General features: G+C 33.4%; 25 protein-coding genes. 18 read left to right on the top strand and 7 right to left on the bottom strand.

What is annotated here, in order from left to right; translation table 11 throughout:
- Positions 1–3,621, top strand: coding sequence for a PAS domain S-box protein (locus ACFFLS_RS23950; protein WP_379682890.1), 3,621 nt, complete (start codon positions 1–3; stop codon positions 3,619–3,621).
- A gap of 70 nt (positions 3,622–3,691) precedes the next feature.
- Here ACFFLS_RS23950 and ACFFLS_RS23945 read toward each other — a convergent pair whose 3' ends face one another.
- On the bottom strand, positions 3,692–4,075 hold the full coding sequence (locus ACFFLS_RS23945) for a lipocalin family protein (protein ID WP_379682891.1): 384 nt from the start codon (positions 4,073–4,075) through the stop codon (positions 3,692–3,694).
- Between the two features lie 268 nt (positions 4,076–4,343).
- On the opposite strand from ACFFLS_RS23945, the gene ACFFLS_RS23940 reads away from it, so the two are divergent.
- The 4 genes from ACFFLS_RS23940 to ACFFLS_RS23925 are packed head-to-tail and all read left to right on the top strand — an operon-like array spanning position 4,344 to position 5,066.
- Positions 4,344–4,514 (top strand): hypothetical protein, encoded by a 171-nt coding sequence (locus ACFFLS_RS23940; protein ID WP_379682892.1) that lies wholly within the window; start codon positions 4,344–4,346, stop codon positions 4,512–4,514.
- A gap of 8 nt (positions 4,515–4,522) precedes the next feature.
- On the top strand, positions 4,523–4,693 hold the full coding sequence (locus tag ACFFLS_RS23935) for a hypothetical protein (RefSeq protein ID WP_379682893.1): 171 nt from the start codon (positions 4,523–4,525) through the stop codon (positions 4,691–4,693).
- A gap of 22 nt (positions 4,694–4,715) precedes the next feature.
- Positions 4,716–4,886, top strand: coding sequence for a hypothetical protein (locus ACFFLS_RS23930; RefSeq protein WP_379682894.1), 171 nt, complete (start codon positions 4,716–4,718; stop codon positions 4,884–4,886).
- Positions 4,887–4,898: 12 nt separating this feature from the next.
- On the top strand, positions 4,899–5,066 hold the full coding sequence (locus tag ACFFLS_RS23925) for a hypothetical protein (RefSeq protein ID WP_379682895.1): 168 nt from the start codon (positions 4,899–4,901) through the stop codon (positions 5,064–5,066).
- Positions 5,067–5,145: 79 nt separating this feature from the next.
- On the opposite strand, the gene ACFFLS_RS23920 is transcribed toward ACFFLS_RS23925, so the two are convergent.
- Positions 5,146–6,267 (bottom strand): hypothetical protein, encoded by a 1,122-nt coding sequence (locus ACFFLS_RS23920; RefSeq protein WP_379682896.1) that lies wholly within the window; start codon positions 6,265–6,267, stop codon positions 5,146–5,148.
- Positions 6,268–6,603: 336 nt separating this feature from the next.
- On the opposite strand from ACFFLS_RS23920, the gene ACFFLS_RS23915 reads away from it, so the two are divergent.
- From ACFFLS_RS23915 to ACFFLS_RS23865, 11 genes are all read left to right on the top strand, one after another.
- Positions 6,604–6,786: a hypothetical protein gene (locus ACFFLS_RS23915; protein WP_379682897.1), complete on the top strand. Its 183-nt coding sequence runs from the start codon at positions 6,604–6,606 to the stop codon at positions 6,784–6,786.
- A 51-nt stretch (positions 6,787–6,837) separates the two neighbouring features.
- Positions 6,838–8,547 carry an ATP-binding protein gene (locus ACFFLS_RS23910; protein WP_379682898.1) on the top strand — a complete coding sequence of 570 codons (1,710 nt, stop codon included), beginning with the start codon at positions 6,838–6,840 and terminating at the stop codon, positions 8,545–8,547.
- A gap of 6 nt (positions 8,548–8,553) precedes the next feature.
- Positions 8,554–9,222, top strand: a complete 669-nt coding sequence (locus tag ACFFLS_RS23905) for a response regulator (protein ID WP_379682899.1) — start codon at positions 8,554–8,556, stop codon at positions 9,220–9,222.
- A 150-nt stretch (positions 9,223–9,372) separates the two neighbouring features.
- Positions 9,373–9,603, top strand: a complete 231-nt coding sequence (locus ACFFLS_RS23900; protein ID WP_379682900.1) for a hypothetical protein — start codon at positions 9,373–9,375, stop codon at positions 9,601–9,603.
- A gap of 1 nt (position 9,604) precedes the next feature.
- Positions 9,605–9,883 carry a membrane protein insertion efficiency factor YidD gene (gene yidD / locus ACFFLS_RS23895; RefSeq protein WP_379682901.1) on the top strand — a complete coding sequence of 93 codons (279 nt, stop codon included), beginning with the start codon at positions 9,605–9,607 and terminating at the stop codon, positions 9,881–9,883.
- Between the two features lie 30 nt (positions 9,884–9,913).
- Complete coding sequence (locus ACFFLS_RS23890) at positions 9,914–10,969, top strand: type I restriction endonuclease (protein WP_379682902.1); 1,056 nt, start codon at positions 9,914–9,916, stop codon at positions 10,967–10,969.
- A 135-nt stretch (positions 10,970–11,104) separates the two neighbouring features.
- Positions 11,105–11,452, top strand: a complete 348-nt coding sequence (locus ACFFLS_RS23885) for a hypothetical protein (protein ID WP_379682903.1) — start codon at positions 11,105–11,107, stop codon at positions 11,450–11,452.
- 30 nt (positions 11,453–11,482) lie between these two features.
- Complete coding sequence (locus ACFFLS_RS23880; RefSeq protein WP_379682904.1) at positions 11,483–11,896, top strand: hypothetical protein; 414 nt, start codon at positions 11,483–11,485, stop codon at positions 11,894–11,896.
- A gap of 12 nt (positions 11,897–11,908) precedes the next feature.
- Positions 11,909–12,121, top strand: coding sequence for a hypothetical protein (locus tag ACFFLS_RS23875; RefSeq protein ID WP_379682905.1), 213 nt, complete (start codon positions 11,909–11,911; stop codon positions 12,119–12,121).
- Positions 12,122–12,326: 205 nt separating this feature from the next.
- On the top strand, positions 12,327–13,679 hold the full coding sequence (locus tag ACFFLS_RS23870) for a GH1 family beta-glucosidase (protein WP_379682906.1): 1,353 nt from the start codon (positions 12,327–12,329) through the stop codon (positions 13,677–13,679).
- A gap of 155 nt (positions 13,680–13,834) precedes the next feature.
- Positions 13,835–14,956: a nuclear transport factor 2 family protein gene (locus ACFFLS_RS23865; protein WP_379682907.1), complete on the top strand. Its 1,122-nt coding sequence runs from the start codon at positions 13,835–13,837 to the stop codon at positions 14,954–14,956.
- 132 nt (positions 14,957–15,088) lie between these two features.
- Here ACFFLS_RS23865 and ACFFLS_RS23860 read toward each other — a convergent pair whose 3' ends face one another.
- Both ACFFLS_RS23860 and ACFFLS_RS23855 read right to left on the bottom strand, forming a co-directional pair.
- The gene (locus ACFFLS_RS23860) at positions 15,089–15,454 is read right to left on the bottom strand and encodes a hypothetical protein (RefSeq protein ID WP_379682908.1); all 366 of its coding nucleotides are present in this window, start codon (positions 15,452–15,454) and stop codon (positions 15,089–15,091) included.
- 371 nt (positions 15,455–15,825) lie between these two features.
- Positions 15,826–16,464, bottom strand: coding sequence for a hypothetical protein (locus tag ACFFLS_RS23855; RefSeq protein WP_379682909.1), 639 nt, complete (start codon positions 16,462–16,464; stop codon positions 15,826–15,828).
- 615 nt (positions 16,465–17,079) lie between these two features.
- On the opposite strand from ACFFLS_RS23855, the gene ACFFLS_RS23850 reads away from it, so the two are divergent.
- A complete protein-coding gene (locus ACFFLS_RS23850; protein WP_379682910.1) occupies positions 17,080–17,286 on the top strand; it encodes a hypothetical protein in 207 nt (68 codons plus the stop codon).
- Positions 17,287–17,419: 133 nt separating this feature from the next.
- Positions 17,420–19,045 carry a tetratricopeptide repeat-containing sensor histidine kinase gene (locus ACFFLS_RS23845; protein WP_379682911.1) on the top strand — a complete coding sequence of 542 codons (1,626 nt, stop codon included), beginning with the start codon at positions 17,420–17,422 and terminating at the stop codon, positions 19,043–19,045.
- Positions 19,046–19,089: 44 nt separating this feature from the next.
- Here ACFFLS_RS23845 and ACFFLS_RS23840 read toward each other — a convergent pair whose 3' ends face one another.
- The 3 genes from ACFFLS_RS23840 to ACFFLS_RS23830 form a co-directional block, all read right to left on the bottom strand.
- On the bottom strand, positions 19,090–19,461 hold the full coding sequence (locus ACFFLS_RS23840) for a hypothetical protein (protein ID WP_379682912.1): 372 nt from the start codon (positions 19,459–19,461) through the stop codon (positions 19,090–19,092).
- 336 nt (positions 19,462–19,797) lie between these two features.
- Positions 19,798–21,237 carry a TolC family protein gene (locus ACFFLS_RS23835; RefSeq protein WP_379682913.1) on the bottom strand — a complete coding sequence of 480 codons (1,440 nt, stop codon included), beginning with the start codon at positions 21,235–21,237 and terminating at the stop codon, positions 19,798–19,800.
- The gene (locus ACFFLS_RS23830) at positions 21,230–24,397 is read right to left on the bottom strand and encodes an efflux RND transporter permease subunit (protein WP_379682914.1); all 3,168 of its coding nucleotides are present in this window, start codon (positions 24,395–24,397) and stop codon (positions 21,230–21,232) included. The genes ACFFLS_RS23835 and ACFFLS_RS23830 overlap by 8 nt, the downstream gene beginning before the upstream one ends.
- Positions 24,398–24,423: the final 26 nt, after the last annotated feature.

Genomic DNA, 24,423 nt, shown 5'->3' with positions numbered 1-24,423 from the left:
ATGGACCACAATAAAAAGGAACATTATTTTCTGTCTGATGGTGGAAAAATGGGTGAATTATTCCGTTCAAAAGACTGGAACAAAACGCCTTTAGGTGATCCTGAAAATTGGCCGGCAAGTTTAAAAACAATGACTGCGATGATGCTTAGCAATTCGTCTGCTATGTACATTGCTTGGGGAGAAAAATATACGCTGCTGTACAATGACCCTCTTTTGTCGATTCTTGAAAATTCTAAACATCCGGATGCTGCAGGTTCTCCAGTTGAGATTGCATTTTGCGAGATATGGGATATCTTACAACCAATGTTTAAAGAGGTTATGCAAGGCAAAGCATTAACCTTAAAAGATTATAAAATACAAGTAAACCGAAACGGCATTAGCGAAGACTGCTATTTTGATTTTTCATACAATCCCATAAAAAAAGAAGACGGTACGATTGGAGGAATTTTGGCTGCAGCTGTAGAAACAACACATAAGAAAACTGCTTCTAAGCTTGAAGAAAGTGAACAGAAAATAAGACAGCTTGTAGAAAACGTACCATTTCCGATTGCAGTTTATGCCGGGAAAGAAATGCGTATTGAACTTGCCAACGAATCTATTATTAAAGTTTGGGGAAAAGGTCCCGACGTAATCGGAAAAACATACAAAGAAATACTGCCAGAACTAATCGACCAGTCTGTTTTTGAACAAGTTGCTACAGTTTTAGAAACTGGACAATCTTTTCATACCCAAAATACTCCTCTTGATTTAGTGGTAAACAATCAACTGCAGACTTTTTACTTTAACTACAGCTTTACTCCTCTTTATGATACCAACGGGAAAATTTACGGCGTAATGAATACGGGTGTAGATTTGACCGATTTGAATATTGCCAAGAAAAAAATTGAAGAAAGCGACAAACGTTTCCGCAATACTGTGAAGCAAGCTCCTGTAGGCATTACCATTCTGCGCGGTCCTGAATATGTGGTTGAAATAGCAAACGAAAATTACCTGAAAATTGTAGACAGAGAAGAAAACTCTTTTGTAGGTCGTCCGCTTTTTGAAACACTTCCTGAGGTCGAAGAAACGGTCAGCAAACTGCTTAAGAACGTTCTTAAAACCGGAGTTCCTTTTTTTGGAAATGAAATTCCGGTTCCGCTAAACCGCTACGGGAAACAGGAAATCTCTTATTTTGATTTTGTGTATCAACCTTTGAAAGAAGAAGATGGAAACATTTCCGGTATTTTGGTCACTGTTACCGAAGTAAGTGAAAAAGTTCATACCCGAAAAAAAATAGAACAAAACGAAGACAGGCTTAAAATTGTTCTCGAAGCCAGCGAACTCGGGACATGGGAGTTGGATGTAAAAACAAGAAAACCGAATTATTCGCAACGTTACTTAGAAATTGTCGGAGGTTATACCGAAAATGTAGAACTGAGTCATGATGAACTTTTAAAACACCTTCATCCTGACGATATGCATATCAGAAATAAAGCTTTTAAAGATGCATTAAATACAGGTGTTCTTAATTATGAAGCCCGTGTAATCTGGAATGACAACTCCATTCACTGGATGGAAGGAAAAGGAAAAGTTTTTTACGATGAAAATAAGGAACCCGAAAGATTAATCGGTACTATTCGTGATATTACTGCAGAGAAATCCTATCAGACAAAAATCGAAGAAAGCGAAAAAAAACTGCGAGATCTTATTATGAAATCACCTATTCCGAATGCGATTCTGCGTGGAGAAGATTTTGTGATAGAAATGGCCAATCTGGCATTACTGCACAATATTTGGAAGAAAAACGAAAATGAGGTTCAAGGAAAAAAAATATTTGATTTGTTTCCAGAGCTTCAACAGCAAAAATATGCCGACCTCTTAACGAAAGTTTACAATTCTGGAGAAACTTATTCTGAATCTGAATCGCTTCTTCAGATTGGAAATGATGAAAACGGACATACTGTTTATGTTGATTTTGAATATGCTCCAGTCCGCGAAAGCGACAATTCGATTTCGGGCATCAAAATGACACTTATTGACGTTACCGAAAAAGTAGAAACGAGAAAAAAAATAGAGGAAAGCGAGAAAAAATTCCGCTCCTTGACAGAAAGCCTTCCTCAGTTGATTTGGGAAACCGATGAAAAAGGAAATGCTTTGTTCACTTCAGGAAAATGGCTTGAGTACACAGGAATTGAACCTGGAACAGAAGACGCTTGGAAAAAAATGATTCATCCTGATGATTTTGAAGAAAACACAAAAGTTTGGCAACATAGTCTGACAACGGGCGAAATTTATCGTTCTGATGTACGGTTTAGAAGAAAAGACGGTGTTTACAGATGGCATACTGTTATTGGCGAACCCGTTTTTGGAGTCGAAAATCAGATTGTAAAATGGGTGGGCGCTTTTACAGACATTCATACTGAAAAAGCTTTTATGCACGAACTCGAACAACAGGTCAGTGCGCGAACACGAGAACTGATTCTGATAAATGAATCGCTTCGAAAAAGTGAAGAACGTTATCATTTAATGGTTGAAGAAGTTCAGGAATATGCTATTTTGTACCTCAACCATAATGGCATAATCGAAAACTGGAATGTAGGTGCTGAAAAAATAAAAGGCTACAAAACAGATGAGATTGTCGGGAAATATTTTGCCATTTTTTATTCGGCGGAAGACCAAAAAAACAATCTCCCGCAAAAGCTCCTTCAATTAGCCCGAGAAAAAGGAAAAACTGTACATCAAGGCTGGCGCGTACGTAAAGACGGAACTAAGTTTTGGGCTAGTGTTGTAATTACGGCAATTCATAACAAGCAAAATGAGGTAATTGGTTTTTCGAAAGTTACGCACGATTTAACCGAAAAAAAGAAAGCAGACGACAAATTAAGACTCAACGCCCTCGAATTGGAACAAAAAAACAACGAGCTCGAAGAAATGAACAAAGAACTGCAGTCGTTTGCCTATATCTCAAGCCATGATTTACAGGAACCCCTGCGAAAAATCCAGACATTTGCTTCTCAGATTATCGAAAAAGAATCGCAAAATCTTTCAGATAACGGGAAAGATAAATTCAGGCGTATGCAGAATGCCGCGCAACGAATGCAGACACTGATTAATGACCTCCTTTCGTATTCTCGAACCAATATTCAGGAACGTATTTTTGAGAAAACAGATTTCTCTCGAATTGTCGGAGAAGTAAAAGAAGATCTTAGAGAAGAATTAGAACAAAAACATGCTGTAATAGAAAGTACTCAGAGTTGCGAAATAAACATTATTCCGTTTCAATTCAGACAGTTGCTTTATAATTTGATTAGTAATTCGCTCAAATTTTCGAAACCTGAAATTCCGGCTGTCATTAAAATTACTTGTGAAATCGCAAAAGGTTCTTCACTTAAAAATGAAAAACTGAATGTTCTAAAAAATTATTGTCACATTACGATTACCGATAACGGAATTGGTTTTGAACCGCATTACAGCAAAAAAATATTCGATGTTTTTCAACGACTGCACGGAAGAGATCAATATAAAGGCACCGGAATCGGATTGGCAATAGTGAAAAAAATCGTAGAAAACCATAACGGAATCATAACCGCAAAAGGCGAACTCAACGAAGGCGCATCTTTTGATATTTATATTCCTTCTTAAAAAAATTATAAAAAAAAGCGGTAGCAAATCTAATTGCCACCGCTTTTTCTGATTTAATTAAAATGATAAATTATCTACTGTAAACAGTGATTACACCTGTAGTTTTATTTTTAATTTTCAACTCCTTGTTTGTAAGGTTCATGATATCGCTTGTAGAACTAACGTTACCAACAGTAATCGTTAAATCATTGTGAGATCTTACATAAGTTCCGGTAGTTTCTGTTAAAGCACAATCAGTTCCTGCATAATCCCCCATAACTGCTGTACTACTTAATTTTAATTCTAAATAATCTCCAGGACATCCGGCTTGGTTTTGTGGTGCATCTACTAATTCTTCTTGTCCATTTATAGGATTAATTATTCCTGTTTGGCGAAGGTTATATTTCCCTTGAATAGGAACGATTGTTTCTCCTTCGTTATCGTCATTACTGCATGATGTTGCAAATACTCCCAAGCTTAAGGCTAATACTAATAATATCTTTCTCGTTTTCATGTTTATTTGTTTTAAATTTTGTATGATTTTAATACTGCTAAATTATCCAGTATATACCTACAAACTGTTTCATGATTTTGACAATGATTTATATAAATTTCATCATCATATTATGTAAAACTTAATTCTTTATTTGTAACAGAGAAGTTTCCTTGTTAAAACATTTTTTATATTTTTAATTTTACAATCTGGAATTATTCCAGAACCAAAAATCAATTATAATCATACTATGAAAAAAACAATTTTAGCGGGATTTTGTGCTCTCATGTGCATCGGATTCCATTCTTGTACTTCAGATGAAGACAATCTTGAGTCAAATACCAAAAAAAATTCAGAAATCCTTTCTGTTAAAGAAGGACCTGATGATGATCCAATAAATGTAAAACCTCCTAAAAAATAAGTAATAGAATGAAAAAAATATACATAGCAGGTTTTTTTATCCTTTTTACAGCCATTATGGTTTCCTGCACATCTGATGATGACAGTATTGAAACAAAAACTAAAACCAGTAAAGAAGTTCTTTATGTTAAAGAAGGACCTGGTGATGATCCAGTTCCAATAGAGCCACCAAAAAAATAACAATTAATTATTTCAAAAAGCAATGAAAAAAATAGTTTACGCAGGAGCATTTATCCTTTTTACAGGCATTATGGTTTCCTGTACATCTGATAATGATAGCATTGAAACGAAAAGTAAAACCAGTAAAGAAGTTCTTACAGTTAAAGAAGGGCCTGGCGATGAACCAATAATTGTTCCACCACCTAAAAAATAATCTTTATTCAATATGAAAAAAATATATTTAACAGGGGCTTTTGTCCTTTTTACAGCAATTATGGTTTCCTGTACTTCTGAGGATGACAGTATTGAAACGAAAAGTAAAACCAGTAAAGAAGTTCTTTCTATAAAAGAAGGACCTGGCGATGATCCAATTGTAGTTCCGCCACCAAAATAGCATATCAAATAATTAGAAACAAAAAGGGAAATGATTTTCATTAATCATTTCCCTTTTTTTTAGAACACATTGAATAGAATTATTTGTCGAAATCTTTTGTTACATACTTACCAATAATATACTGTGTAACTGGCCTTAATGCTTTTCCATTTTCTGGATGAATTCCATGTGTATTAAAAAACTCAACACTGTCTCCTACTTTAGTATACCAAACAACTGCTTTTTCATTCTTAAAAAAAACTGTTGTATCACAGACTTTAATCTTTTTTAGGTTTATAATTCTTTGATCATAGGGCTGTGGAGAATTATAAGTTCCTATTCCTTGTATTTCTAAATTGCAACTCACCTCTTCGTAGTGATCACCTGACCACTGCATGCATTCTTTTTGGAAAAAATTAAAATAAATAACTGTAGCTAATGAACCTGTAGCTATTAATACAAAAATAATTGCTGTTGCTGCGATAGTTAATTTTGATTTTTTGAGTATCCTTCTAAAAAATATCTCTTTAGCTTTTGCTGTTTCTTCTTCAATTTTTTCTTCTTTTACTAGTTCTTTAACTTGTTTTGAATTTTCATCCAAAACCGTATTAAATCCCAAATTTTCATTTGGCATACTTGCATCATTAAAAATTTCATCTTGCCAAAATTCCTCTTCTTGATTCAAGATTTCATCTTCTAATAATTCTTCCAATGACGACTCTTCTTTTAAACAATCATCATTGCTCTCAATTTGTTTTTCATCTTCATTTTTAACAAGAACCAATTCCGGTAAATATGGATTTTTTGCAGGTTGATGAATATCATTCATAGGTTCATCTATGTTTACAAAACCTCTGTCTCTAAATTTCCTAAAAGGTCTTGGTTCGAAATTTACAAGAATAGCAGCTAAATCAACAGTACTAATTTTTGCAGTATTCTTTGTTCCTAAATAAAAATCTTTAACCTTTCTAAATTTATCTGTAAACTTAACCGAAATATCTTCGTTCCTTTCGTCAAACTCAAATTTAAAAAAACTACGATATATATTAAGATCATTTGAATTAGGTCTAGAATTGAAAACCTCCCAACATAAATCTCTCAAATTTGCTTGAGTTGGATTATCTAAATAATGAGAAAATGAGCCATCTTTTTCAATTTCATATTTATTTCTAATAGCTTTTCTGTATTCATTTTCAATTTCTTCACGAGTAATGTTTGGCATAAGTATTTGGAATTTTGTGATTTTTAATGGAATTCTTATGGAAAATTCTGAGATAAAGGAATTCCCGGAATTCCGTATCAAAACAGCTCTACACCCCACATAACTTTGCCTCATCGAATCAGTTAAAGCTTTGATCTGCAGGTCTAAGCAAAAGTACTAAACTAGTTCAATCAATAAGTGCGGAAAACCGTAAAACGGAGTTTATCCGGGAAGTATAAATGAAAATTTTACTGTCTACGCACTTCACTTCCCAAAATCATTTGGTATTGCCTTAAACAAAATCTGGAAAAGTTCCGGACAGCAATACCCATGTCTAACTTTTTAACATTAATTAAAATGAAAAAGCTAATCTTTTTGGGTGCGTTGACACTATTATGTAATACATTATTTTCTTGCACCGCAGATGAATTTGAAACTCAAACAAAAAAAGAAAGTAAAAAAGAAGTAAGTCCAACGTATGCAGGCGGTCCTGGTGATATTCCAGTACCGCCACCACCACCACCGCCAGAGGATGAATAAATAAAGTTATTTTTCTATAAATAATTATTAAATTCGGGGAAAGTAAATTTTATGTTACGATCCCCGAATTTTTATTTTATAATTTTTCTTTTTCTGCTTTCCTCCTGTAAGGACAAAAAAGCTATATCTCTTGATATAAAGCCTAGTAAAAAAGAAGCTATTAATTTCCGTCAAAAAGGAATAGAAAACTTTGACAAGAAAAACTTTAATGTCTCCTTCTACAATTTTAATAAGGCAAAAATAGCCTACGAAACTTTAAAAGACAGTGCTAATATTGTTTTCTGCCTTACTAAAATGGCTTCTATACAGCAAATCAATGGTGATTATTACGGAAGTAAAGAAACACTGACCGAAACACTACCTTATATCAAAAAGAGAGGTATTTATACAGTCTCTATAAAAAACTACTTTGGCATTGCTGATAAAGAACTTTCACTTTACGATGATGCTATTTATTATTATAAAGAAGCTGCTAAAGATTGTACAGATTCTATAACAAAACAAGCTCCTTTAGGCAATATTGCATCAGTATATATTCAGCAAAAAAAATATGATCAAGCAATTAACATTTTAGAATCTCTAAATAAAAAAATAGCCAATAACATACCAGGAACCTCTAGTAAAGCAACAGTTATAGATAACTTGGGCTACGCATATTTCAAAAAAGGACTAAGTGATAAAGGTTTTTCATTAATGAATGAAGGACTTGAAATGCGGAAAAAAGATGATGACATTTACGGAAGCATTGAAAGTAATCTTCACTTGGCAGAATACTACAGTAAAATAGACTCTAAAAAATCCAATCAGCATGCCTTAGAAGCTTATAAAACCGCTACCAAACTAAACAGCATTGACGAACGATTAAGAGGTTTGCAATTTCTGATTTTAAATAATTCTGGTATTCAAAGCAATCAATATGCGCAAAAATATATTACGCTAAACGACAGCATTATCAAAATCAGAAACAATTTTAAAAACAAATTTGCCAAAATAAAATACGATTCGAAAAAAGAAAAAGACGAAAATCAGCAACTGCGTTTAGAAAAAGCAGAAAACCAATTATCTCTAGAAAGAGCACAATTCAAACAATTTCTATTCATTGTTATTTTTTGCTTTTTAGCGGTCTTAATCTTTTATCTTAGAAAATACTATCGAAAAATCAATAGAATCGAAAAAATCAAAACTGCCTACGATACCGAAACCAGAATTGCCAAAGACATTCACGACGAATTGGCAAATGATGTTTTTAACACCATTACCTATACACAGACGCAGCCTTTAGTAAACGAGGACAATAAAGAAATGTTGCTGCAAAAACTCGATCGTATTTATAGCCGCGTACGTGGTATTTCTCGCGAAAATAATGATGTTGACACTGGATCAAATTATGCCACTAATTTAAAAGAAATGCTTTCTACCTATAATAGCAATCAAACGAATGTTATCATTAAGGATATAGAAAGAATAGATTGGAACTCTATTGAAGATTTAAAAAAGATTGCGATACAGCGTGTTCTGCAAGAATTAATGGTCAACATGAAAAAGCACAGCGAAGCAGCTGTTGTCGTTGTAAAGTTTGAAAGCAATTCAAATAACTTATTTATAGATTATTCTGACAACGGAAAAGGCTTCGAAAAAGCAAAAATTATAAAAAATGGTTTGCAAAATATGGAAAACCGTATTTTGGCTACAAAAGGAACTATTACTTTTGACACTGAACCTGATAAAGGTTTTAAAGTAAAAATAACAATGCCTAAATAAAAGCCTATGTTTAAAAAAGTAATTTTAGCAGAAGATTTTGAAGAATTCAATTTAGCAGTCAAACAAACTTTAGAAGATTTTAATATTGTTGATTTTCAGCATGCAAAATATTGTGATGATGCTTTAACAAAAATAAGAATAGCGATTCAAGAACAAAAACCATATGATTTATTGATTAGTGACCTTTCATTTAAAAAAGATCATCGTGAAGTAAAAATCGAAAGTGGTGATGAGCTAATTCAGAAAGTTCGTGAAATACAACCCAATTTAAAAATCATTGCCTACTCTATCGAAGACAAAAATCCTCGTATAAAGTCACTTTTTGAAAATTCTGAAATCGATGCTTTTGTGCTAAAGGGCAGAAACAGTATAACTGATTTGAAAAAAGCAATTCAGATACTTTCTAGTTCAGACCAGAAATTTATTTCTCCCGAAATAGCTTCGGCATTACAAGAAAAAAACAATTACGAAATTGATGACACAGACATTAAAATTCTGAAATATTTGGCTGCCGGAACTTCACAAGACGAAATAATAGAAATTTTTAAAAGCTCTGATATAAAACCCAACAGCAAAAGTGCAGTCGAAAAAAGATTATCTAAACTAAAAGACTTTTTTAAAGCGAATAATACTGTTCATTTGGTTTCGATTACAAAAGACATGGGAATTATTTAAATCCTTAAGTCACTCTTTATATCAAGCTCCTTCGGGAGCTTTTTTTATTTCTTTACTTTAATTTTTTCAGATTATGGTTTTCCGTAATATACTGGTTTTTATTGGGGTTACTTTTGGATTGTAAAACAAATTAATTAAAACTAGAAAATTATGGAACATATCGTAGTACCATTTGCAGCTTCAATAGATAGAAGAAAAAATACATCTGCTCAAATTGCCGAACAATTACAAAGCGCAATAAAATATCATACTGAAAAAGGCTGGAAATATGTTCGGGTAGAAAACATCACAACATTTGTCAATGCAGAAATAGGATGTTTCGGAATTGGAGCGAAACCTGCTCAAACACTTTTCACTCACTTAATTATTTTCGAAAAATAGAATGAAGTATTTAATATTACTATTTATTCGATTGTATTGGTTTTTAATTCCACAATCCAAAAGAAGAAAATGCATTTTTAAAAAATCATGTTCAAATTATGTGTTTGAAACAACACAAAAAGAAGGTTTTTTAAAAGGATTAAAAGCATTTCAATTTCGATACAAAAATTGCAGAGGAAACTTCGCAATTTTTCAGAATCCAATTGACAATAAAATTCAAATGATTCTTACTTCACAGATTATAATTAGCGAGGACGAAATTGCAGAAAGACTTGTTTAAAACTTTATAGCAACACTAAAAATTTTTATTATGGAAATGACACTTCAACTTAAATCGTTAGCTGATAAAATTACGCAACTAAAAGACAAAATTGAGACCGAGGAATCTACTAAACATGCTTTTGTTCTTCCTTTTATACATATTCTAGGTTATGATGCTTTTAATCCGCTTGAAGTAGTACCTGAGTTTACAGCAGATTTAGGGTTAAAAAAAGGAGAAAAAGTAGATTACGCCATTTTTCAAAGCGGTGATCCAATTATTATCGTAGAATGCAAAAGCTGGAAAGAAAAACTTACTGTACACAACTCTCAATTATTCCGTTATTTTCACGTAACGAAAACACGATTTGCGCTTTTGACAAACGGAATCCACTATCAATTTTTCACAGACTTAGATGCTCAAAATAAAATGGACGAAAAACCATTTTTTGAATTTGATATTACGAATCTAAAAGAAAGCACAATAAATGAAATCGCAAAATTTCACAAATCAAATTTTAATGTTGACAATATCGTTACCACCGCTAGTGCTTTGAAATACATTAAGGAAATCAAAAAGCTAATAAGTTCAGAATTAGACAATCCTACAAATGATTTCACAAAACATTTTGCAGCTAAAGTGTATACTGGTCGTCTGACAGAAAAAGTTTTGGAAGAATTTAAAGATTTGGTTCAGAAATCACTAAATCAATATATAAGCGAAAAAATTAATGATCGTTTAAATGCGGCTTTATCAAAAGAAACAATCAAACAACAAGATGAACAAATCGAAATAATCGAAGAAGACAATAAAATTATTACTACCGAAGAAGAATTGGAAGGGTATAGAATTGTTCTGGCAATTTTGAGACGAAAAATTCCAATTAAAAGAATCGTTTATCGAGATACACAATCTTATTTCGGAATCCTTCTTGACGATAACAATCGTAAACCGCTTACAAGACTTCATCTTAATGGAAGCAAAAAATATATTGGTCTTTTTAATGACAATAAAGTCGAAGTAAAAACAGCTATTTCCTCAATCGATGATATTTATCTTTTTGAAAAAGAATTATTGGATACAGTTGCATTGTACGAAACTGAATAAAATATAATATCTATCGACAGAAAAAATCGCCAATCTACTAGTAAAAAAGTATTCATTACTAAAAAATCAAAGAGTTTTACAAAATCCCGTATAAACACGCATACATAAAAATCTTTTTCTAATTAAATTATGAATATGAAAACAAAATATTATGTACTTATTGCAATTGGTCTATTTTTAATAATTGCAGGATTAACAAATCCTGGAACTGAAAAACACAAAGAAGAAGTACGGTTAAAAATGAATACAATCTTTCATGAAAAATCTAAAAAAGACGATATCTCTCAAGATGAAAATGCTGTGGGAAGTGTCATAGCGCAATCTATGATAAATATGATTGTTAACAATTTAGTTTCTTCTTCTAATTATATTTTATTCTCAACCACAGAAGTTACTTTCCAAGGAAAAACAAAAACTATTGGTGTAGGCTTTCTAGGAAATATCTTTCTCTCTAGCAAGATGGATGAAGCTTTAAAAGAATAAAGAATTAAATTGACTAAATACCACAAACCTATGCAGAAAAAATACTTTCTCTTCTTTTTTCTATTCTTCCTTATTTCCTGTAAAAAAGCAGATGCTCCCCCACCGAATTTGCAGGTAAATTCGTTTTACAAACCTGTAATAACCGCAGATGACCGCAAGACAATTACGCAGGAAGAAGCCAAAACGTACCACGTAAATACCACTTACAAATACGAATACAGAACCGGAAATCCTGGACATTACAAATACAATTATGATGTAAAGGGAATAAACATAAAAGGCGATTCTGTTTTTGGAAATATCAATACCGAGGGAAAATACGGTGCCGGAATTTTAATCGGTGATACCGTTGCAGAAATCGAAATCAACACCGAATGGATTTCGCACGGAAAACTGAAAGCTCTTGATAAAAAAGGAAACGAATATAATTTAATTGTAAAATAAAAATCCCCCAATATGAAAAATATACTTCTTCTGCTAATTCTAATTTTTCTAACATCATTTAGGCCGCAGGAAAAAAAGGTTTATATGTGTGGCTCTACAGGAGCAAAAAAATATCATCTTAAAGAAACCTGCAGAGGCTTAAGTTCCTGCAGAAGCGAAATTATAAAAACTTCGCTCAAACAAGCTCAGGGTCATGGACTCACTTTATGCGGTTGGGAAGATTAGAAAACCTAATCACATTTAAACATTTGATAATAATCGCTTTACAATAATTTCACATTAGTTTACTTAATTTGAATTAAAACTAATTGTTATGAAATTCTTGAACCTAAATTTTCTGAAATCTTTCAAAGAATGGCTTTTTTTAAGAGCTATGCAATCTTCTTTCCTTCATTAATAAACGACCAAAATAAAAGGAAATTACGATTGAATGAATAAAATTGAAAGCTCATTTTTGAACAAAAACCAATTTGGTGAAGATTTCTTGTGGGGTGTTTCAACCGCCGCTTTTCAAATTGAAGGAGCACATGATTCTGACGGAAAAGGTTCTTCTATATGGGATGTTTTTACTTCTCAAAAAGGAAAAATAAAAAACGGACATCATGCCCTGACTGCCTGCGATTTCTATAATTGTTATCAAGACGATATTGAACTAATCAAGGAATTAAATATTCCGAATTTCAGGTTTTCTATCAGCTGGCCACGTATTATGCCTACTGGTGTTCATCCTGTAAATCAGGCGGGAATTGATTATTACAACAAAATTATAGATGCACTGATTGCTTCGGGAATCGAACCTTGGATCACGCTTTATCATTGGGATCTTCCTCATGCTCTCGAAATAAAAGGAGGATGGACAAACCGCGAATCTGTTTCTTGGTTTAAAGAATATGTCGAGGTTTGTGTACAGCATTTTGGTGATCGCGTAAAAAACTGGATGGTTATCAATGAACCTTCTGTATTTACAGGAGCCGGTTATTTTCTTGGAATTCATGCTCCTGGAAAAAAAGGAATAACCAATTATCTAAAAGCCATGCATCACGTTACGCTGGCAACTACGGCTGGTGCGAAAATAATACGAAACAGAATTCCAGAAGCAAATATCGGAACTACATTTTCATGCACCCATATCGAACCGGCAACAGAAAGCCAAAAAGATGCTGAAGCTGCAAAACGTGTAGACACCTTATTAAACAGAACTTTTATCGAACCAATTTTAGGATTGGGCTATCCGCAAAAAGATCTACCAGTTCTAAAAAAACTGAATAATTATATTTTAGAAGACGACTTAAACAATCTCGACTTCGATTTTGATTTTATAGGCCTGCAATGTTATACGCGCGAAGTCGTAAAATATTCTCTTCTGACGCCTTATATCGGCGCCGAATTGGTAAGTGCCGAAAAAAGGAATGTAATTTCAACAGATATGGGCTGGGAAGTTTATCCGCCTGCGTTGTATCATATTTTGAAAAAATTCAATGATTATGACGGAATCCGGAAAATCATTATTACAGAAAATGGCGCTGCTTTTCCCGATATTGTCACCAACGGAAAAGTCTACGATATAAAGCGAACGCATTTTATTCAAGATAATTTGGAACAAATTTTAAAGGCCAAAAAAGAAGGCTTAAATGTCGAAGGTTATTTCGTTTGGAGCCTGACCGATAATTTTGAATGGGCAGAAGGTTATAACGCTCGTTTCGGCCTAATCCATGTTGATTTTGAAACCCAAAAAAGAACCATTAAAAACTCTGGATTGTGGTTTAAGGATTTTCTTTCTTAAAATCAATCTTTCCTTATAAAAACAAAAGCCTTTCAGGAAATCTGAAAGGCTTTTTCTGTCTCAATTTGTAAATCAGGAGTACTGAATTCCTATATCCGTACCGATTAAAACGCTACCAATCATAGATTTGTGAAAAATTAATTTTCAAAAAGTTTATGAAAAAAGTTATCTATTTTATCGTTCTATTATTTTCGCCAGCTTGCTTATTAGGGCAAACGGAAGAGGCATTAGTTAAAAAATGTATAGAAAATTACATTGAAGGCACCTCATACAACAAACCTGACAACATCGAAAAGGCATTTTATTCTGAAGCCAATCTATTTTTAAGCAATAAAGACAAAGAACTATGGATTGTACCAGCCAGCGAATACACCAAATGGTTTAAAAAAGACAATCAGGGACAATTTAATGGTCGAATAGGAAAAGTTATTTCAATTGATTTATACAATAATATAGCTTTGGCTAAGGCCGAAATACTTATCCCTGACAAAAAAATGGAATTTATCGATTTGTTTTTGCTAAAAAAACTGCAAGGCGAATGGAAAATAATCAGTAAATCTGCAAGCAGTCTAAACACCAATAAATCAGGACAGCATATCTTATTTATTGTTTCGAATGCACATTACTACGGTAAATCGACGATAGCTACGGGCAATAGTTTTTCTGAAATCGTAAATGCTTACGATACTTTTAAAACAGCAGGATTTACAGTCGATTTTGTAAGTCCAGAAGGCGGAAGCATTCCATTAGCCTATATCAATACATCCGACACGTTACAAAAGCAATATTTGTTTGATCCTGATTTTATGTATGCACTAAAAAACACTAAAAAACCCAACGAAATTGATTCCAAAAACTACAAAGCCGTTCATTACATTGGTGGCGGATCTGCTATGTATAATGTGCCCGAAAATAAAGAAATTCAAACTATTGCTTTAAAAGTGTATGAAGAAAATAAAGGCATCATCTCCTCTGTCTGCCATGGAACTGCCGGAATTGCAAACTTAAAAACAAACGATGGCAACTATTTAGTAGCAGGGAAAAAAATCAGTGGTTACCCCGACTCATTTGAAAAACAAGACGGAGAATATTTTAAGCACTTTCCATTTTTAATTCAAAAAACAATAGAAGAAAGAGGAGGAACTTTTAAATTTTCTGCTCGTAATCTATCGCATGTAGAAACAGATGGAAGAATTGTTACGGGACAAAATTTTCAGTCGTCTAGTGGCGTAGCTTTAAAGATTATAGAATTAATCAATAATGCCAAAATTGAGTGATAAAACAAGTATTTAGGAATGTTTTTGTTTTATTTATCCTTCTGTCTTTTTGTTACCCTTTTTCATCAAGTGAATAAAAAAGCCTTTCAGAATTTTACTTCCGAAAGGCTTTTTGCTTACTGTCTTAACGGATTAATGAAAAACAAATTCTCTTTCCTGTTTCAAAATTCCGATATGAATTTTGCCATTCTGTTTTAAGTGCGCCGTCACCATGACGTACTTTTCTTCGGGATATTTTATGTCATAACTAAAGGTTGTGTCTTTTACTTTAATCTGAAGCAAATGTTTTCCTTCGTCTGATATTGCAAGTTCTGCTGTTTGATAAGTAGGAAGCGCATTAGTTGATTTTAGATTAATTTCCTGAACTTTATTTTTATCAAGAAGTATTTCCAGTTTTAAATTGTCAAGTTTTGGATCAGTTGGCTGTTCAAACGCTATAACGTATTTTTTACAACCAAAAGCGCATAAAAGAATTAAGAGTGTCAAAAGCTTTTTCATTAAACATATTTATTAACCGATTATGAGAAATCAAATTCTATTTAAATGTTTTATAAATGTAAATAATTTTATTGCAATTAAGCCATTCAAAAAATTACATTTTAACGGCTTCAAAAATTGATATTGAATGGTGAATTATTTATCAAAAAAAAGATTCAAAAACAACATGAAAATTCAGTCATTTCAGTGATTTTCAATGCGTTTAAAATAGGTTTTTCAAGAATTTATTCTTATATTTATAGTGTAAATAACAGTAAAATATATGCCGAAAAACAAACTCATTAAGTGCTTGACTTACTTCTTAAAAAGCCATTTTTTTTACCACATGATGCATTTTAATTTTCAAAATGCTTTTAAATTTCATTTAGAAATTATTCCTCTTGCCCTTTTTTCTGTACAAAATACAAACAGACAGAAGACACTACCGCGACCGCTCCAACTGCAATCGTAATTACTTTTTCTGGATAGATTTTCTGATTTATTGTTTTAGAAAATATGTCTTTCAAATTCAGCAAAGGATTTCCTTTTACGGGAGACTCTTTAGGCTCTTTATTTTCATTCACCAAACTTTCTTTTTCTATGATTTCATTCTTTAGTTCAGCTTCCTCAATTGGCCCAACGGCAAACTCGTTTTCTTTAGCTTCTATGCTCCTGCATTTTTCTACAAATTTTTTAAAAGGGCGTGGCTGAAAATCAACCATAACTGCGGCAAGATTTATAGCATCGATATTAGATGGATCTGTTTCGCCCTTAAAGAAAGTCTCGATAGGTCTGAATTTATCTTTCTGATCCTTAAACTTATTCTTTTGGGTGTAATCAAAATCAAGGCAGAATAAATTTCTAAAAATATTTAGATCGTCTCGGGTCGGATTATTTTCAAAAATAAGCCAGCACAAATCGCGGAGTTTTCCTCGCGAAGGGCTGTATAAAAAATCGAAATATTCCCCCTCTTTTTCAATCTCGTATTTAATTTTAATTGCCTTTTTATATTCTTCTAATGTTTTATTCATATGGTATCTTTTACAAACTTCTTTTGACTAGTTAATTTCATTTTTCACCAAAATATTTTTTCTATGCCTATACTTTCAATTTTTATTCCAATTCTATATTATTTCTATAATTTTTTTTTACTATTCTCAGCCAACTTTTGTCAGACTTACTGCATCTATTAAAACATAGATCGTTTTCAGCTTTAAATATCTTTTTTGCATCTTAAACTTAATCTTTTTAATATGATGAAAATTCAATCTCAACAAACTTTTAAGCACTTCAAAATCATTTTTTGGTTGCTGAATCCTTTGTGTTCAGTATGAAATTTCGGGAATTTTGAGGAATTCTGGGAAAACGCGGGAATTCTGGGAATTCCCTATCTACAATGGCTTAAAAGCGTCTTTCCTTTGCCATAGAAATTAGTTCAAGTTTTGTCTGCAGACTAAAACAAAAACCGAAACTAGTTCAATTTATCAATGTAGAAATCCGTAAGACCGATTTTATTCGGGAAGTATAAATACGTCTTACAGTTCTACACGATCTACTTCCCAAAACCAATTGGTATTGCCGCCAATAAAAATTCTGGATCATATCCGGACCGCAATACCTATGTCTAATTTCTAAATAATATCAAAATGAAAAAACTATTACTTATAAGCGCTTTTGCGTTATTCTTCACTATATTTTCTTGTACTCCAGATGAGTATGAGACTACTGTAAAAAAGGAAACTAAAAAGGATTTAGATCCTTCAAAATCAGGATATGCTGATGATGGTCCTGGTGATGGTGTTGGTGGTAACGGTGGCGGTGGCACAGTTCCTCCTCCAGAATTGGATGAATAAAATATATTTTTAGTATCTAATAAATTACTATTTTCGGGGAAAGCAAATTTATATGTTTCGTTCCCCGATTTTTCTTTTTATTACATTTCTTTTTCTTTTTTCCTGCAAAGAAGAAAAGAAACTTAATATAAATATGGAACCTATACGGAAAGAAGCGCTTAGTTTACGAAATAAAGGAATTGAAAATTTCCAAAAACAAAATTTCACTACTGCTTTTAATCAATTCAACAAATCAAAAAAATTGTATGAAGTTATAAAAGACAGTGCCAACATTGGATATATAAATATTCAAATAGCTTCAATTCAACAAACTAATGGCGATTATTACGGCAGTAAGGAAACATTAACCGAGGCCCTAACGTTTTGCAAAAAAAACAGTCCTTACACAGCAGCCATAAATAATCTTATGGGCATCGCAGAGAAAGAACTCGCCCTTTATGATGAAGCTATTCTTTACTATAAAGAATCTGCAAACATTTTTACAGGTCTTGATAAAAATTTACCATTGAGCAATATTGCGGCTGTATATATTTTTCAGAAAAAATACGATAAAACTATTGCAATATTAGAATCTATCTTAAAACAGAAATTGATAGACCAAAAGTCTGAAGCCTTCAATAAGTCTCGAATTACAGACAACTTAGGGTACGCCTATTTTAAAAAAGGAGAAGACGAAAAAGGATTCCGCTTAATGAATGAAGCACTGGAACTAAGAAAAGAAATCAAAGATACTTACGGAAGCATCGAAAGTTATTTGCATTTAGCCGATTATTATTCTAAAAAAGATCTTCGAAAATCTGATGAAAATGCGATGGAAGCTTATAAAATCTCAACCCAATTAAACAGTGTTGATGAAAGATTAGAAGCGCTTCAAATTTTAATTTCTAATGATAATAGCAGCCAAGTTCCTAAATACACTCAAAAGTATTTTTCATTAAATGATAGTATTATCAAGGTTCGAAATAACTTTAAAAACAAATCAGCCAAAATAAAATACGACGCTCAAAAAGAAAAAGACGAAAATGAAAAGCTGCGTCTTGAAAAAGCCGAAAACTTATTATCACTGCAAAAGGCCAAATATCAGCGTATTGTTTTTGGAATTATTTTTGTTTTCTTGGTTGTTTTGATAACTATTTTAATCCGTTATTTTCGAAATAAGAATAAGGCCATTAAGGTCAAAACTTCGTATGAAACTGAAACACGGATTGCCAAAAAAATTCACGACGAATTGGCAAACGATGTTTATAATGTGATCGCTTTCGCTGAATCGCAACCATTGGCTAAAGAAAACACAAAAGAAAACCTGTTGCAGAAACTGGATGATATTTATTCTCGTGTTAGAGGAATTTCCAAAGAAAACGACAGTATTGAAACTGGAGCAGATTTTACCAAAAGTATAAAAGAAATGCTCTCTGCTTACAGTACCAATCAGCAAAATGTTTTGATTAGCAATCTGGAAAGCATTCAATGGGAAACTATTGATGACATTAAGAAGATTACCGTAGCTCGAATTTTACAGGAACTTATGGTTAATATGAAAAAACATAGCCAAGCTAGTCTTGTAGTAATAAAATTTGAGAGCACCCAAAATGCGGTTTTAATAAATTACAATGATAACGGAAAAGGTGGTGAAAAAAGCAGTCTTGTAAAAAGCGGTCTCAAAAACATGGAAAGCCGTATACAGGCCGTTAAAGGAAGTATTGAATTTGAAACCGAACTAAATAAGGGATTTAAAGCAAAAATAATACTGCCAAAATAAAAAACATATTAGCCTTTAAGAACGAAGGCTTTTCTCATACTTTTTTAATGAAAAATAAATCCTTCTTTTTGTTTCAAAATACCCATTTGGATTTTGCCATTCTTTTTTAGATAAGGACCTACAATAATATATTTTTCTTCTGGATATTTCACATCATAACCAAATACGGTATCTTTTAATTTTACTTCTAAAAGATGTTTTCCTTCATTTGAGGTATACATATCAAATGTTTCGTAAGAAGGCATAATATTATTTGCTTTTAAATTAGTTTCTTTAACTTTCTTTTTATCTAAAAAGATTTCAAGTTTCAAACCATCAAGTTTCTTTTCATACGGCTGTTCAATTGAGACAATAAACTCTTTTTTAGAATAACTAAAACATAAAAACATAATTGATACTATAAGAAGTTTTTTCATTATAATTTTCTTTAGAATTAACCCGTTGGGTGTAAATAAAATAGTATAAATTTTGACACAGATTACACAGATTCGTTATCACGAAAACGCGGACAAAAACGGATTTTTTGATTCTTTATACAAAATCTGTTTTTGTCTGCGCTTTTACGAAGTAAATCCGTTTTATCCGCGTTCTATTTTACTCAAAGCTGCATTTTCTAAACGTAATTACGTCCAACGAATTTAGATTTATATAAAAATAATATATTTTAAATAAGCCAATTAGTCTTTCCATAAAAAAAGCCTTTCAGAATTTTACTCCCGAAAGGCTTTCTCTCTACAAATTAACAGGCAAAATTATTTCCATCCGCCGCCAAGTTCTCTGTAAACATGAACCGCAGCGTTTAATTGTTCTTTTTTGGTATCTATTAATTCTAATTTTGCTTCTAAAGCATCTCTCTGCGTCATTAAAACTTCAAAATAATCAACTCTTGCCGATTTAAACAAATCATTAGACACATCGATAGATGTATTTAAAGCTGCGACTTGCTGTGATTTTAAATCGTAACCTTTCTGAAGATTTTCGATTTTAGAAAGCTGGGTCGAAACTTCTAAATAGGCATTTAAAATTGTTTTGTCGTAATTGTATAAAGCCTGAAGCTGTCTGGCATTGGCGCTTGAAAATTCTGCCTTAATAGCGTTTCTGTTGATTAGAGGAGCAACCAAATCTCCAGCTAAAGAATACAATAACGATTCTGGCATTGTCAATAAATAAGACGGTTTGAAAGCTTGCACTCCAATTGCAGCCGAAATATCCAATGACGGATAAAATTCGGCACGAGCAGCTTTTACGTCTAATTTTGCGGCAGCCAATTCTAATTCAGCTTGTTTGATATCCGGACGGTTCAATAATAATTGAGATGGCATTCCTGATTTTACTTCTGCTGGAAGCAGGGCTAAAAATTCAGAATGATCTCTTTTGATTTCCTGTGGATACCTTCCTAACAAAAAGTTGATTTTGTTTTCGTTTTCTTTAATCTTCTGTAAAATATCAAATTCTAAACTTTTAGAAGTCAAAACCTCAGCCTGAAATTTCTGAACGCCAAGTTCCGTAGCTCTTGCTGCTTGTTTTTGAACTTTTACAATCTCTAATGCATTCGATTGCAATTGAATAGTTTGTTTTACAATATCAAGCTGACTGTCTAAAGCCAGCAATTCATAATAAGAATCGGCAATTTCTGCAATCAGGTTTGTTACTACGAAATTTTTCCCTTCAATAGTTGCCAAATAGCGGTCTACAGCGGCTTTTTTAGAATTGCGCAGTTTTTTCCATATGTCTACTTCCCAATTCGCGTAAGCAGCAACCGTAAAATCTGGAAGCGGATCCGGAGTTTCGACACCTGGCTTAATCTCGGTAGTTGCATCTCCCGCACCTTGACTCGTATATCTTCCTACTTTTTCTATTCCCGCTCCAGCGCGAATACCAGCAGTAGGAAGCAATAGTCCTTTTCTAACGCGGATATCATTTTTTGCAATTTCGATTTCCTGCAGCGTTATGTTCAGTTCCTGATTGTTTTTAAGCGCTATCTCAATCAGTTCATTAAGATTTTGGTCTTTAAAGAAATCTTTCCATTTAATGGATGCTGTATTAATTGTATCCAGATTTTTTGCATTTCCGAATGACTCAGGTACAGGCGCGCTAGCAACATTTGTCTCCGCTGCAGGGGTTTTGCAACCCGTTACAGCAAGACAAAGCCCCAAAGCAATACCGTATTGATATAATTTTATTTTACACATGATTGTTGTCTATTTCTTCTGTTAATGGATTCTCTTCTTCATGTTTTACCAGTTTGTGCTTTTCGGCAATTATACCAAAAATATAATACAAGCCCGGAATTACGAATACGCCGCAGATAGTTCCGATAAGCATACCTCCTGCAGCCGCGGTTCCGATTGTTCTGTTTCCAATTTTACCTGGACCGGTTGCAAAAGCAAGTGGCAATAGTCCGGCAATAAAAGCAAACGAAGTCATCAAAATTGGACGGAAACGTTCTTTCGCTCCTTCCATTGCGCCCTCAAAAACTGTTTTTCCAGCGGCATGTCTCTGAATCGCAAACTCTACAATAAGTACGGCATTTTTACCCAATAATCCGATAAGCATTACCATCGCAACTTGTGCATAAATATTGTTTTCTAATCCCGTCAATTTTAGCAAAAGAAAAGCTCCAAAAATACCCGCAGGCAGCGAAAGAATAACTGATAATGGAAGAATAAAGCTTTCGTATTGCGCTGCTAAAACCAAATAAACGAATCCTAAACAGATCAAGAATACCCAGATTGCCTGATTTCCTTGTGCCACCTCATCGGCAGAAATACCAGCCCAGTCAATATCATATCCTCTTGGCAATTTTTTCTCAGCCACTTCCTGAATCACTTTAATCGCAGTACCCGAACTGTAACCTGCAGCCGGAGAACCACTGATTTGCGTAGAAGTGTACATATTATGACGCGTAATCTCTGAAAGTCCATATACTTTTTCTAATCTCATAAAAGCAGAATACGGCACCATTTCGTCACGGTTGTTTTTTACATATAATTTTAAGATGTCGTCTGGCTGTGCGCGGTATTCTGGCGCGGCCTGAACAATAACTTTATAGTTGATTCCGAATTTAATAAAACTGATTTCGTAATTACTTCCGACAAGCGTTGATAATGTGTTCATTGCATTTTCGATAGACACCCCTTTTTGCTGTGCGAGATCATTGTCTACCTTCATCATGTATTGAGGGAAACTAGAACTGTAAAAACTAAACACGTTCGACAATTCTGGCTGTTTGTTCAATTCGGCAACGAAATCATTGTTTACTTGCTCCATTCTTTTATAATCTCCAGAACCCGTTTTATCTAATAAACGAAGCTCAAATCCTCCAGCAGCACCATAACCCGGTACAGCAGGCGGTTGAAAAAATTCGATATTAGCACCCGGAATGTCTTTAGATTCCTCTTCTAATTGTTTCATGATTTCAAGAACAGAATGTTTTCTTTCGCTCCAATCTTTAAGATTGACCAAACAAGTTCCTGAATTTGCACCTGTACCTTCAGATAAAATCTCATAACCTGCCAAAGAAGAAACCGATTTCACTCCGTCAATATGTTCAGCAAGTTTCTGCAACCTTTCTGCTATATTGTTTGTTCTTTCTAATGAAGAACCCGGAGGAGTCTGAATAACGGCATAAAACATTCCTTGATCCTCATTCGGAATAAATCCTGAAGGAACCGTACTGCTTATCAACCATGTTCCAGCACAAAATCCAAGAAGCGCTATAATCGTAACCGCTCTTCTGTTTACGATTTTGCCCAGTAAATTTTGGTATTTTCCTTGCGCTAAGTTGAATTTTTCGTTGAAAGCATCAATAAATCTATTTACTGGCGTTTTCTTTTTAGGCGCACTATGATTATTTTTCAACATCATGGCACAAAGCGCCGGTGTCAATGTCAAAGCCACAATACCAGAAAGTATAATCGCAGTAGCCATTGTAACAGAAAATTGTCTGTAAAATACCCCAACTGGACCAGACATAAATGCTACCGGAATAAATACTGCCGCCATAAGGAATGTAATCGCTACAATTGCCCCTGCAATTTCGTGCATTGCTTTTTTGGTCGCTTTATAGGGCGACAGATGTTCTTCTTCCATTTTGGCGTGAACGGCCTCGATAACTACGATTGCATCATCGACTACGACCCCGATTGCCAATACTAAAGCAAATAATGTGATTAAGTTTAACGAAATATCAAAGAAGGTCATAAATACAAATGTTCCTACCAAAGAAACCGGAACCGCAATTGCCGGAATTACCGTTGAACGCCAGTCTCCCAAGAAAAGAAACACGACCAAACCAACCAGAATAAAAGCTTCTACTAAAGTGTGAATTACTTTTTCTATAGAAGCATCAAGGAATTTAGAAACGTCATACGAAATCTCATAATCCATTCCTTTTGGGAATTTCTGTTTGATTTTTTCCAGTTTTGCTTTTACTTCTTCAATAACCTGATTTGCATTACTTCCAAAAGACTGTTTTAATACAATCGCTGCAGATGGTTTTCCATTCAAATTAGAATAGATATCGTACATCGAGCTTCCAAATTCTATCTTAGCGATATCTTTCAGTCGCAGAAGTTCTCCGTTTGGATTTGCTTTTATTACAATATTCTCATATTGCTCTTTTGTTGTAAAACGTCCAGAATATTTCAATACATATTCGAATGCCTGAGAACGTTTACCCGAACTTTCTCCTGTTTTACCCGGAGAAGCTTCTAAACTCTGGCTTGATAATGCCTCCATAACTTCATCAGCAGAAACCTTATACGCAAGCATACGATCCGGTTTTAGCCAGATACGCATAGCATATTCACGTGTACCTAAGATATCTCCCGAACCAATACCATTTACCCTTTTTAGTTCAGAAAGAACATTGATATCGGCATAGTTGTACAAGAACTTCATATCGGTATTTTTGTCTGTACTGTAAAGGTTTACATACATCAACATACTCGGTACTTCACGAGTAATTTTAATACCTTCTCTGATTACCAATGGTGGCAGTTTATTGGTAACAGAAGCTACACGGTTTTGTACGTTAATTGCAGCTTGGTTAGGATCTGTTCCTAGGTTAAAAACAACTTTTATGGTTGCTTCACCATCATTTCCTGCATCAGAAGCCATGTACTTCATTCCAGGAACTCCATTTAAAGCTCTTTCTAAAGGAATAATAACCGATTTGATCATCAGCTCACCATTTGATCCCGGATAATCGGCGGTAACATTCACCATTGGTGGCGAAATGGTAGGGAATTGGGTAATTGGCAAATTCAATACAGAAAGAATTCCCAAAAAGACAATTATCAGCGATATTACTATCGACAAGACAGGTCTTTGAATAAATTTATTAAACATTTTATTTTTTTTAAATGATTAAACCA

The organism is Flavobacterium procerum, assembly GCF_042431625.1.
GTDB lineage: Bacteria > Bacteroidota > Bacteroidia > Flavobacteriales > Flavobacteriaceae > Flavobacterium > Flavobacterium procerum.
This window is presented reverse-complemented; position numbering and strand designations above follow the sequence as displayed.